This window comes from Halomonas sp. HAL1, from assembly GCF_030544485.1.
Classification (GTDB): Bacteria; Pseudomonadota; Gammaproteobacteria; order Pseudomonadales; family Halomonadaceae; genus Vreelandella; species Vreelandella arctica.
Genome location: NZ_CP130610.1, coordinates 4,176,317 through 4,188,546 on the forward strand (window position 1 = coordinate 4,176,317; position 12,230 = coordinate 4,188,546).

General features: G+C 48.8%; 12 protein-coding genes. 2 read left to right on the top strand and 10 right to left on the bottom strand.

Annotation, left to right across the window (positions count from 1 at the left end; genetic code table 11):
* Positions 1-42: 42 nt before the first annotated feature.
* On the bottom strand, positions 43-606 hold the full coding sequence (locus tag Q3Y66_RS19435) for a histidine phosphatase family protein (RefSeq protein WP_008957107.1): 564 nt from the start codon (positions 604-606) through the stop codon (positions 43-45).
* A 353-nt stretch (positions 607-959) separates the two neighbouring features.
* On the opposite strand from Q3Y66_RS19435, the gene Q3Y66_RS19440 reads away from it, so the two are divergent.
* Both Q3Y66_RS19440 and Q3Y66_RS19445 read left to right on the top strand, forming a co-directional pair.
* Positions 960-1,265, top strand: coding sequence for a helix-turn-helix transcriptional regulator (locus Q3Y66_RS19440; RefSeq protein ID WP_008957106.1), 306 nt, complete (start codon positions 960-962; stop codon positions 1,263-1,265).
* The gene (locus Q3Y66_RS19445) at positions 1,262-2,512 is read left to right on the top strand and encodes a type II toxin-antitoxin system HipA family toxin (RefSeq protein ID WP_008957105.1); all 1,251 of its coding nucleotides are present in this window, start codon (positions 1,262-1,264) and stop codon (positions 2,510-2,512) included. Before Q3Y66_RS19440 ends, Q3Y66_RS19445 begins: the two co-directional genes overlap by 4 nt.
* Before the next feature lie 212 nt (positions 2,513-2,724).
* Here the strand turns inward: Q3Y66_RS19445 and Q3Y66_RS19450 are convergent, their stop codons facing one another.
* The 9 genes from Q3Y66_RS19450 to Q3Y66_RS19490 all read right to left on the bottom strand — a co-directional run bounded on the left by Q3Y66_RS19450 (position 2,725) and on the right by Q3Y66_RS19490 (position 12,211).
* Positions 2,725-3,582, bottom strand: a complete 858-nt coding sequence (locus tag Q3Y66_RS19450; protein WP_008956419.1) for a hypothetical protein — start codon at positions 3,580-3,582, stop codon at positions 2,725-2,727.
* On the bottom strand, positions 3,579-4,727 hold the full coding sequence (locus tag Q3Y66_RS19455; RefSeq protein WP_303319515.1) for an AAA family ATPase: 1,149 nt from the start codon (positions 4,725-4,727) through the stop codon (positions 3,579-3,581). The genes Q3Y66_RS19450 and Q3Y66_RS19455 overlap by 4 nt, the downstream gene beginning before the upstream one ends.
* An 82-nt stretch (positions 4,728-4,809) precedes the next feature.
* Entirely contained in the window at positions 4,810-5,826 is a 1,017-nt protein-coding gene (locus Q3Y66_RS19460) for an IS30 family transposase (protein ID WP_008958868.1), read from the bottom strand.
* Positions 5,827-5,850: 24 nt separating this feature from the next.
* A complete protein-coding gene (locus tag Q3Y66_RS19465; RefSeq protein ID WP_303319516.1) occupies positions 5,851-6,309 on the bottom strand; it encodes a hypothetical protein in 459 nt (152 codons plus the stop codon).
* A gap of 14 nt (positions 6,310-6,323) precedes the next feature.
* Positions 6,324-7,208 (bottom strand): restriction endonuclease subunit S, encoded by an 885-nt coding sequence (locus Q3Y66_RS19470; protein ID WP_303319517.1) that lies wholly within the window; start codon positions 7,206-7,208, stop codon positions 6,324-6,326.
* Complete coding sequence (locus tag Q3Y66_RS19475) at positions 7,201-8,214, bottom strand: IS630 family transposase (protein ID WP_303319479.1); 1,014 nt, start codon at positions 8,212-8,214, stop codon at positions 7,201-7,203. Before Q3Y66_RS19475 ends, Q3Y66_RS19470 begins: the two co-directional genes overlap by 8 nt.
* Positions 8,215-8,262: 48 nt before the next feature.
* Positions 8,263-9,387: a restriction endonuclease subunit S gene (locus tag Q3Y66_RS19480; RefSeq protein ID WP_303319518.1), complete on the bottom strand. Its 1,125-nt coding sequence runs from the start codon at positions 9,385-9,387 to the stop codon at positions 8,263-8,265.
* On the bottom strand, positions 9,387-10,433 hold the full coding sequence (locus Q3Y66_RS19485; RefSeq protein ID WP_008959044.1) for a YhcG family protein: 1,047 nt from the start codon (positions 10,431-10,433) through the stop codon (positions 9,387-9,389). The genes Q3Y66_RS19480 and Q3Y66_RS19485 overlap by 1 nt, the downstream gene beginning before the upstream one ends.
* Entirely contained in the window at positions 10,430-12,211 is a 1,782-nt protein-coding gene (locus tag Q3Y66_RS19490; RefSeq protein ID WP_008959045.1) for a type I restriction-modification system subunit M, read from the bottom strand. The genes Q3Y66_RS19485 and Q3Y66_RS19490 overlap by 4 nt, the downstream gene beginning before the upstream one ends.
* Positions 12,212-12,230: the final 19 nt, after the last annotated feature.

Below are 12,230 nucleotides of genomic sequence, written 5' to 3' on the forward strand. Positions count from 1 at the left end.
TTTATAACGGCTCCTGCGGTTAAGACGCGAATTTATTGGCTATTAATGCTTAAATCGCCCCACGACCTGAAACGAATCACCCGTTGGACGCACCACGATCATCTCACCTGAGCCCACACCGCCGCCCACCAGCGCCGTGATGTTCACCTGATGAGTGACCAACAACAAATTGCCCGACCCCTGCCAGGCAGCGATCTGCTCTTGAGCCGTTTGGGTGATGGACGCCTGATCTCCGCGCCCACGAAAGAACGAATCCAGCCAGGGGGTAGATGTTATAGGTCCCAGCGCCATCAGCTCAGCGGTATCCAGCGCCCGGCACCAGCGCGATGAATACACTGCCGTAATGGGAATATCCCGCGCACGAAATTCACGACCCGCGGCTTGCGCATGGGCGCGACCCTGGGCAGAGAGATTGCGCTGGGTATCACATCGGGAAATATCAAAACCCGGCGGATCACCAATGCCAGGGGCCAGGGAGTGGCGCATGAGAATCACCAAGCCGCCTTCTTGGAGAGCTTGCCATGTTATGTCGTTTGCTTGAGCAATGGGGAGCGCACCCAGTACAGTGAGCAGTAAGGTTAAGGCGAGGTGGCGTAGAGTGGGCATGGGGTGGATTCTCTATCAGTGGCGGGTAATTAGCAGCCCTGTAAGCTTTATACTCTGTCTGTATGTACCACTTCTATCAAACCTCTCCAATTCGAGACACAGTGTCTCCCGAATTAAGCTGATCGCACTATCGCACCCTACTGCGGGTAAAAATACCCAATTCCGAGACTGGTATTGCAAGAAGCTCTTAACCAAAGCTGTATCGCCTCTAACTAGGACTATATTCCCATAATCATGTAAAAGATGGGAACATAGTCCTTTTTTTGGTGCGACGATTTGAAAATTTTTAAAGTTGAACTATATTCCCATCATATTTTTAAAAATGGGAATATAGTCCCTTTATTGGTAACCGTATGGCAAAGCGAAACTTACACAGCGTGCTGTTTCCAAAGCAGCGCAAAATTCTCACTCATTTTGGTGAGGATTTGTTGCTAGCAATGAAGCGACGAGGGTTGACCAAAAAAATGCTCTGCGAGCGAACTGGGTTTGATCATAAAACCGTGAACAAAGTATTTGCTGGCGATCCTGGTGTGGCGATTGGCACCTATTTGAAAATCATGGCTGTGTTGGGCATGGAAAGTAACTTCTCTGAAGTGGCCGCACATGACGAGCTAGGCATCAAACTGCAAAACATCAAACTTCTGGAAGGTTCAAAATGAGCCGTGAGTTGGTAGAGGTTTATGCAGATTGGCATCCCATTGAGCAACCATTATTAATTGGTCAGTTGGCTTATAGTGACTCAAGTCGTGGCGGCGTATTTAGCTTTGCCTATGACAGAGCTTTTTTAAAATCACCCTACTGTTTGCAAATTGACCCCTTGCTGACTCTGCATGCCGGTGAGTTTCACAATGACGAAGCAGATAAAAACTTTCGTGCATTTTTAGATTCATCGCCAGATCGCTGGGGACGTATTCTGATGCAGCGCAGGGCGGCTATCGAAAATCGCAAAGGTATTCGGCCGAGTAATCGATTAACGGAGCTCGATTATTTGCTTGGGGTACATGATTCCTACCGCATGGGCGGAATTCGCTTTAAAAGACCAGACTCACCTCATTTTCTGGATAACAATACCGAATTTGCGGCGCCACCCATGGCAGCGCTGCGCGAGTTAGAGCATGCTGCCATCCAAATTGAAAAAGACGATAACATCGATAGTGATGAATACTACCGGTGGTTGAAAATGTTGATTTCTCCCGGCTCTTCTTTGGGCGGTGCAAGCCCAAAAGCCTGTGTTACTGACGAGCAGAATCACCTTTGGATAGCTAAATTTCCAAATTTAAATGACACCTACGATGTCGGTGCGTGGGAGATGGTGTGTTATGAGCTCGCTTTAACGGCCGGTATTGAGATGTTTCCTAGCGAGATCCGAAAATTCTCGACTCAGCACCATACCTTCTTGACCAAGCGCTTTGATCGGGTGAATGACAAACGGCTACATTTTTCATCCGCAATGACGCAGCTCCAGTACTATGATGGTGAGCATTCGCACGGTGCTAGTTATCTTGAAATCGCAGAATTTCTCTCTAATCAGGGGGCACAAACAAAAGCTGATCTTGCCCAATTATGGCGACGGATAGTGTTTAACATTGCCGTATCGAATACAGATGATCACTTGCGTAATCACGGTTTTCTGTTAACTAACAATGGCTGGAAGCTATCACCTGCTTACGATTTAAACCCCATTGTTGGAAAGCTAGGCCTTCACCTGAATATTACCGATACTGACAACGCGCTTGACTACCAGCTTGCCTTTGAAGTGCAAGATTTCTTCAGGCTAACTCAAACCGAGGCAATGCAAATTTACGATGAGGTTTTAAATGCAGTGAAACAGTGGCAATTGATTGCACAGCGATTAGGGATCAGCCGAGCAGAGCAAACCATGAAGCAAGAAGCCTTTAATGTGTGATAGACGCCGTGAGCAAAAGCTCTGACATCGCGATCTTGACCGATCATCACTCTACCTAACAGCTGTCAAGATTTGCGAACTGGTTAGCGAAGGCACATCGGATACGGATAATCGCACCTGGGTTCCAGCAAGCTTTGTGCTCGATGCGTTCGTTTTCAACAGTGGTTGATGCAGCAGCTAATTGAGTTTGCTAAGGGCTTTAGTCATAGCCCTTACCCTACCAGCATGGATAGTTGAGGGTCGCTGCGCATTAGCACGCACCAACGAGCAACCGAAGACAACTCTGCTGTTGGGCTGGTCATTTCACGAATGCCATAACGCACCGCTTTTAGTTTCTCTTTAGCGGCCGGGTTATTTCCTGTGGCGCAGCGTGTTTTAGCCCTTTGGAAATCTTCTATTAGGCCATCGACTTTCTGCCATACCTTACGACGCTCTTCTGCCAGTGTTACATGTTCGTTAAGTTTGAGCCGCTTCACAGTTTGTTCTACCCGCTGCTGTTCCCACGCTGATGTACCGGGGGCTGGCACAACTTTACCTTCTTCGTCAAAGGCAATGAGTGAAACATCATAGTCATCGATGGGGTCAATCAAATAACGTGCTTCGGATTCTTCGCAGGGTGCCGAGTAAGTTGAAATCAAAGATCCTTGCTGCAAAGGGAACCAGCCCCCTTTTTTACGATTGCCCACATTGCCGCATGCACGAAAATTCATGTAATCAAAAGCCAACCACCAATAACCGTCACGGTTGGTGCCATCCAAGGCTTTGGCTTCCTTCTTTGGTCGAAAGTGTTCAACATCGTAATGCGAATACAGCTCGCGGACTTCAGAGAACCAGCACTTACGGCCAGAAAGGGCTAATAACCATTCTTTCAGCGCTCCCCAGTGGGCGCGGTTTTCGTCAATCAATGCATTACGTTCATTATACTTGCCAGCCGCTTCTAGTGCGGCCATGTCATTAACGAGCTGATTGGATTTGGCCAACCAAGCTTCCCATTGCGCTTGTGTCCAGGGCACCCAGTTGGGAATGTCCGTATCAGTCGGCTTTTTGTGCTCAAGATCGATAAAAATCATTCGCCGTCCTCCTCACGCAGAATTTCACTGATGATTTCACCGGCGATGCGATCTTGTTCGGCTTGCTCCTCTGGCGTTAACACCGGTTTTCGGAATTTGCGATGCTGCGCCATTTTACGCACGAAAAGTGCGTAGTCTGGGTCACGGAAATCAGCAGTAGAAAAACCAAGATCGGCCAGCTCGGCAGAAAGCCGTGATAACTCGGCATCGTCATCAGCAGTACGTGGCGATTTTACAAACAGTTCATTACGACGAAACAGGCGGCGTTCGGTTTCGATGTCCAGTGTGGAAGATAAACCAAACAACTCACTTTTCAGCAGGCCGGTAACACCCATTCCCTGTGGATGCACGTCAGGAGATTCAACAATGGAGCAATCACCGTGTTTTCGCAAAATATGCACCTGTTCGCGTTTCAGGCTTCCTACCATCATGGGGTCGTGCGTGGTGATCAGGATTTGCGATTCGCCTTGTACCAAAGAATCTTTTTCTGAGCTTAGAACGCCTTCAATATCGTCGAAGTAGCGTAGCTTCCAGATAGGATTTAAGTGGGTGTCAGGCTCGTCTAATAAGAACAAACAGTGGTCTTCACGAGTGATGCGCATCAGGCCGAGTACGGTGAGCATTTGCAGCTCACCTTCGGATAGCTGCTTGAATTCGACGTCCCCTCCGTGCCCCTTTGACTTCTTAACAGTAATGCGAACTTCTTCCAATAAATCGCCAATATAGGCTGCCTCTGCATAGCGGAAGAAGCGCTCGGGAGTGCCTACTTCTTCGCCCAGTTTTTTAAGGCTTTGATTATTGGGAACAAACAAGTACAGCAGCTCTTGCTTCTCTGGCCGTCGGCGAAAATCTACTGCTATCTGCTTTGTTTCTTGAACCGGCGCCCAAGCAACTTGCCAAAGTTTTTCGAGAAATCCATTTACGACTGTCCCGCGTCGATACCAAAAGCGTGAGTCTCCAAGTTCGATATCACTCTCGTCCAAATTCTTGGCAGAATATGGCTTTTTAAGCACAAATAAAGCGGACTCTATTGCCTCGATGTTTAAGTTACCCAATAACTTCTTGAATACGGGATCTTCAGATAACAAACACGCTAGCAATACCAATTGGCTATGCCCACCTCGGCAGTAAAAGAGCCTGCGCATTAAGTCGTCATCATCCTGCCGAAGCAATTGCTTGTAGCGTTCTTGATGAGTGGGTGGATGCAGTCTCTGAGTGCAACGCTACTTAATGAATGGCTGGTGGGCTTTCTTGGTGTTTCGCCAATATTTCGCCCAGCACTTCAACTGGGCACCTGAAGTCAAAGCGCTTTCGAGGCCGCATATTCAGCTGTAATGCAATGGCATCAAGTTCCTCTTGGGTGTGGTGCGACAGATCCGTCCCTTTCGGTAAATACTGCCGTATCAAGCCATTGATGTTTTCATTGCTACCGCGTTGCCATGGGCTGTGAGGGTCACAAAAGTAGATTGCAACACCCGTTGCTTGGGTAATCTGTGCATGCTTAGCCATTTCTCGGCCTTGGTCATACGTCATGCTCTTGCGTGCGGCTAGTGGCATTCGGTTGAGTGCTGCGCTAAATCCCTCAACAGCTGAGGTCGCTGTGGCGTCATGTAATTTGGCGAGGATGACGTAGCCACTGCTGAGTTCAACTAACGTGCCGACGGCAGAGGCATTGTTCTTACCTTTGATTAAATCGCCCTCCCAGTGGCCTGGCATTTCGCGCTTCTCTATCTCCGGTGGACGAAGGTGAATGCTCACCATGTCGGGTATTTGGCCACGGCGATCGACCTGACCACGGCGAGGCTTACGGGTCGATTTGCCTTGGCGCAGGCAGTGAATCAACTCTTTCTTAAGCTGGCCCACAGGCAAGGCGTAAATGGCGTTGTAGACCGTCTCACGGCAGACGTAAGCATCTTCAAAACTGGGCGTCATCATGCGTTTGAGCTTGCCTGCTATTTGTTCTGGAGACAAGCGGTTGCGAAGCATATGAATGACCAGCTCAAAGCGTTCACTCCCCAACAGCAGCTTACGTTTTGGGCGACAAACCATGCGTCGAGCGCAGCGGTGCGTCTGCGCACTATGAGCACAGTAGGCACCTGACTGAGTTTGGTTGCGCCGTACTTCACGGCTGAGGGTAGACGGAGAACGCCTCAACATGTGAGCAATCTGGCGGAGACTCATGCCTTGCCTGAGGCTTACCTGTATGGTGGCACGTTCTTCGATGCTGAGTTCTGAATAGGACATAAATCCAACACCTTACTAAAATTCTTAGGTGTTGCACTCAGTTTCTGCGGCCAAGGTGCGAAATAATGACTCTATACGTTCATTCTTTCCTGAGTAATAGGCGAAAACATGTGAGGGTAAATAGACTCTCGCATGCTTTACCAGAAATCCTTGCGATTCGCTTTTGCCATCGACCCACACATAGGGACGTTTTTGTTTGGCGGTATCCGCTTCAATACGCACGATATGGCCACGAATTTCATATTCCAGGGTGTAGTCAAAAGCCGCCTCCTGGTCGAGATCCACATCGCGAAACAAGGTGATCAACGCCTCGATCAGATTGGATTTGCCGGTGCCGTTCTGGCCGATCAAGGCATGGCTGCGAATACGTTTGGCAAGCTCGCTCGTGGCAATACCCGCGACCTGCTCCAGCTCGGTGGCAAAGGTCATCTTAAGATGGCGCAGGTTTCTGAAATGCGGAATGACTAAAGTGCGAAGCTGCATAGGATGTCCTTATTCTACTTTTCCAACATTTCAGCGGGTGTAGGCTCCATTAGCCAGCCGTGGGCCACTTCGGTTTTTAGCTGTGCGTAAAAAGCATCAATCTCACCGCCAAAGCGCTGCCATAAATCTTTGGCACTCATTTCACCATTATGACGGACTAGAATCGTGGCCAACGGTGCCTGAGCTTTGACATCGGGTGGCGTGCCCAAACGCACAAGGGACACTAGTTCAGTTTTCGGGGCTTTCATGGGTTCCTCTTCTTGTTCGATGGCGATGCCGGTGAGGGTGGAAACGGTTGCCTCAACTAGTAGTTTTCCAATACCCAGAGACTTAGAACGCGACTCCACCGTTCTGCCGCATAAATAATTGATCTCACTCATCCTACGAAGTATTCGTTCGATTTCCTCTTTTGGCGGGACAGGAATCAACACCGATTCGAGAATTTGAAGATTGATATTCTTTTGAGCAGTTGACGGGGCAAATGCCAATAGCTTCTCACGCGCGGTCTTCATAAAAATAAGAAAATATTCAACTTTATCTTGTAGCTCTTTAGCGGGTACGAAACCAACAACACTGTCTGGAAAACATGCTTCAAAGCCGAGAATGGCCGAGTCTGCAATATTCGCTGCAATGGTTATACAAAGAGTACCTTCTGGCCATAATTTACTCTGAGCCAGTCCAACCTCGCTGTACTTAGAATGATACTCACTGATTAAATTACCAGACCGCGAAACTTCGCCAGTTTGCACTAGAGGATAAATACCGGGTGAAAATAATTTGGGGTCGTTTCTAGGCCGGTGCTTTGATTTTCCACGGCCAAATACACCGAGCTCTGGAAACCTTGCCCAAGCCCAGCCTTTTGGTAAATCAAATGGTGTGTCTGCTAAGTGGTTATGCAAAAGTTATTGAGTAATCAGTGCCGTAACCATTACATACTTTTTTGACCGCTTCACAAAGCTTATCGAACGAACTGTAGGCTGTTAACGGTAGCCACCGGTATTTGATTTCGCGCCAAAGGATTTCGATCAGATTCAGCTCCGGCGAATATGGCGACAAGTAGACCAGGTGAATGCGATGTGCCATCCAATCAATAAGTTTGCGCTGGAACGCCTTGGAACGGTGCATCCTGGCATTATCCAGTATCACGACGGCGAATGCGTCAGGGTCTTTATGTGCCGCAAACTGATCAAAGGCTTCTATAACGGTTTCAGTGGTCACTGAGTCGGTGGTCATATGGTGAAAAAACTCACCTTTTCTGGTGAGAAAGCCCAGTACATTCAGCCGTTTGCTGTGTGGGTAGGCCGTGACTTCCCAGGGCTTGGCTATCGGGCTCCATGCATAAGGAAGTGACGATGATTGCGAGAAACCGGCTTCATCAAAGAAATAGAGATCGCACTCACCATCATCTTCCCACTCCTTCAATACATTGATTATCTCTTGCGTATGGCGGAAATCCGCTTCGTCACGATGTGCCCTCAATGAGCGGCGTATCCGCTTACAGCTATAGCCTTTTTTTAACGCGCGCCGCAACGTGTCCTGGCTGACGACGTTACCTGTCTGCTCCTGAAACTTGGCATGGAGGACAGGCAATTGATGGGGATACTCTTCAACCAGTTGTTCTAACACAGCAAGATCGCTCTCGCTGAGAAGGTGCGGGCGTCCTTCGCGAGGCTTGTCTTGAAGACCTTCAATACCGTCTGCTTCCCATTGGGATAACCAAGTCGATACCGTATCGCGCTTAACCCCAATAATATCGCGAATCTGGTTAATCGTATGGCCCTTGTGGTTGAGCAGAATGGCGTGGGCCCGACGACGTAGTGCTCTCTTTTCGCCGTACTGGTAGGCTTCATTTAAGATACGTTGCTGGTCAGGTGTTAAAGAAACGAAACGTAAGCGCCGAGACATGGTTCTGTATTTTACTCTGATGGATCTTTGTTCTTTATACGCGATAATTTATGCAGAATCACTTATATCAATTTCTGGTAATGGTTTTTTACGTCTTATTTCGCCTTTTTTGACCAATTTTTTATGCTCTTCCACATATCGACTAAGTATTTCGGTTGCTGGTTCGTCAGAGTCTTTTTGTTCTGTCAAAAGACCTCGAACAGCCAATTCCATAGCCAATTTGCGAACATCCTCCACATCCTCCGGCGCAGAAAACAGCTGCCCGAAATTGGCTTCCAGACGCTGCCAGTTTTCTTGCAGCTCATGGGGGTTTTGGCTGGCGGCGACGGCTTGCAAAGTGGCGTGACGCAACTGGTTTTGCAGGATGCGGCGTTGTTGTTGCTGCGCTTCCAACTGATCACATAAGGCCATCAGTTCATCGACTTTGGCGACGATGCGAGATTGCTCTTCGAGGGGAGGAAGGGGAATAGGAAGCGCTCTAACGGTTGACGTGTTTAATTCGACTTGCTGTGTTGTACCAGATACAAGCGAATCTGAATGGGAGGGGTCAATGCGTAACTGTACCCATGGTGAAGCGACCACACACCAAAAATAACGTGGGGAGCAATTCGCAAGTCGGATGACCGTGACGTGCGAATCTGCGACTGCTGACTTTTCTTCTGCAGCTGAATAGATCGCTACGCGGCCAGCTGTACCTGTTCCGGTTGAGTTCCAAAGCAAATCACCATCGCACAGGTAGCGTTCTTTGCCGTATTTTTCTAAAGAATCATCTGCCACATGGCGAGCAGGTGTTAAATCAAAGCCATTCCATTGAATGCATTTTTGCGAAACGACGTAAGTAGAGCTTTTATCTACGTATTTTGGCCCCTTACCTCGCTGAATATACACACAAAGCTTTTCTAAACGCTCCCATTCCCAGTGTTCAGGAGTCATGAAGGGGATCTTGGATAATGGCGGGTGCATTCTAGTCGAGCGGAGTTTAAGCGTTTCCTCATATTCTTTACGGAGACTATTAGCGGCTTTGATAATCTCTAGTACAGGTTGAAAGGTTTCAGCTCTTTCCACAAGTCGCCCCGAGATAGCTAGTTGCAATACTAACTCTCGAAGTTTAACTATCCCGTTCGATGCATTGGCGATATACCCAAATTCTGCCAAAAATTGCTGTGCATCCATCAGCTATTCTCCCCACGGTTTTCGAGGCGAGCCCGTGAGCTTTCAATGGCCTGATGCAATTTGGCTTGTAGTACTTCTTTGGGGGGTAAAGCAGTCAAATATTCAGCGACATGGATGCCGCTGGCATCCAGCTCTAATAGTTCGATCTGCTCCTGCTTTTTACCGCTGCACAGAATAATACCCAGCGGCGCAGCTTCGCCCGCTTCCTGTTCATGCTTGGCAAGCCAACGCAGATACAACTCCATTTGGCCTTTGTGCTCGGCTTTAAAGTCACCCAGTTTCAGATCAATGGCAACGAGGCGTTTCAGTCGGCGGTTGTAGAACAGCAGGTCGATGTAAAAATCATCGTTGTCGATCTGGATGCGTTTTTGCCGTGCGACAAAGCTAAAGCCAGCTCCTAGCTCCAACAGAAATTGCTCCAGATCGCGCAGAATAGCGTCTTCCAGATCTTTTTCCAGGTAGCGGTCATTCAGGCCCAAAAAATCGAGAACGTAAGGGTCTTTGAGTACTAGGTTGTGGCTCAGCGAGCCTGTTTGGCGCAGGTTGGCTAATTCTTGCGTTAGCAACATTTCAGGTTGTTTAGACAGGGCGGTTCGCTCAAACAGCAAGGTGTTTTTTCTTTCCCGCAATTGGCGCACACTCCATCTCTCCTGCGCGCACATCTGACTATAAAAGTCGCGCTGAAGCGTATCTTTTAGGTAAATCAGCTCTAAAAAATGACTCCATGACAATTGTCTCGACAGTGTCGAGACAATCTGCCCATCGGGGTAAGCCTCGGCAAAGCGCAGCATGTGGCGCAGGTTTTTGGCAGAGAAACCGCGGCCGTACTCCTGTTCTAATTGTCTCGACAGTGTAGAGACTATTTGCTCGCCATAGGCAGCACGCTCACCCTGAAGCACTTCATGGTGAATACGCTGGCCAATTTGCCAGTAGAGGATCGTTAGTGCGCTGTTGACGGTTGTGGCCAGTTGCTGGCGACCCTGCTCAATCAGCGTGCGGATATCACCAAGCAGTTGTTGGTCGGTCGGTAAAGCTGGCTTGCTCATGCGTCTTCTGCCTCTGGGCTAAAGTGGTGAGCAAGGGCTGCCGCCAGTTCGCTTTTGAGCTGGTTTTCGGTTTCTTCAATTTCACCCAAGAGCTGTTTGTATTTGACCAATAGCTCGTCAGGGTCGTGGCTTTCTTCTTCGGGGCCATTCGGATTTTTAATATCCAAATTAAAGATGGGCCAATAAATACGGTCGCCTGCGGACTGCGCGTCGCGGGCTTTTAAGCGCAGCGTTTCACTTTCGCTGCGTAAGCTTTCCATTTCATCGTCCACGCTTTGGCGTTGTGTTTTATCGTTGTTTCCTTTAATAGAGCCACGCAAGTCACGAATGCGGTTTTCCAATGCGCTGGCTTGGTTATTAAGCTGCTCAGCATTATCCCAATGCGGTTTGGCGGCAGCTTCGGCCTGTTCGCGCTTAGTTTTAAAATCGACCTTCCAGGCGAATTCGTTTTCCTCACGACTGGCAAAGTCATCGCTTTCATCGCCCCACCAGTCTTGCTCGGGTTTAAATTCTTCAAGGCGTATGGGTTTGGTTTTGCTATAGCTTTTATAGCCCGGCGGATAGGGGTGTTCGTAAAACCAAATGGTGTCGGTGTGGAAATGCTCGCTGCCATCGTCTACCCGCGTACCTTTGGTAAAAAACAGCAAGTTGGTTTTGATAGTAGTGTAGGGAGCAAACACGCCTTTGGGCAGGCGGATAATGGTGTGCAGCTTACATTCTTGCAACAGCAGCTTTTTTAGTGTGCCTTTAATGCCATCACCAAACAAAAAACCATCGGGCAGAACCACGGCGGCGCGACCCTTTTCTTTTAGAAGCTTTTTGATAATCAACGCCATAAACATATCGGCGGTTTCACGAGTTTTTAAATCGGCCGGGTAGTCGCTGCCGACGCCGTCGTCTTCATAGCCGCCGAAGGGCGGATTGGTGATGATGCAGTCCACCTTGTCGTTGGCACTCCACTCGTTCCAACCAATGCCGAGGGTATTTTTGTGTTCAATCTGGCTGGGCACATCAATGCCGTGCAATAGCATGTTGGTGGTGCAGAGCAGGTGCGGCAGTTGCTTTTTCTCGATGCCACTAATCAACTGTTCAATGGCGCGCTTGTCTTCGGCGCTCGACTTCGAGGTAATCTGGTTGCGTAAATGGTCAATGGCGGCGGTTAAGAAGCCGCCAGTGCCGCAGGCTGGATCCATCACGGAGTCACGCTTGTCTAATCGCGGGTTAACGCGATCAGCCATAAAAGCGGTGATAGCACGTGGTGTATAAAATTCACCAGCGTTACCTGCGCCGCGCAGATCGTTTAGCAGTTGCTCATACACATCACCAATCTGCGAGCGAGTCGTGAAGTCGTGAAAGTTTATGGCTTCTTCAAGCTTTTCGATCACTGCCAGCAACTGGGTACCAGACTTCATGTAGTTGTTGGCGTCTTGAAAGACGCTGCGAATGACCTTGTGTTGTGGGCTGGCGTTGGCGTCCAGCACTATTGGTGCCTTGAATAATTGATTGTTAACAAAGCTGACGATGTCCGACGGGGCCATTTTATGGGATTTTTTACCTTGGCCGTCATCATTCATTTTGGCCCAATTGCGCCAGCGAAACTCTTCCGGCAGTGGTGATTGATAGCTGGCGTTGTCGTCTTCCCACTCTTCCTCGCGCTGGTCAAATACTTTTAAAAAGAGCATCCAAGTGAGCTGGCCCAAGCGCTGTGCGTCGCCATCGACGCCATCGTCTTTGCGCATGATGTCTTGAATGGATTTGATAGTGCTGCTGAGATTCATTAGGTTATCCAGTACTCGT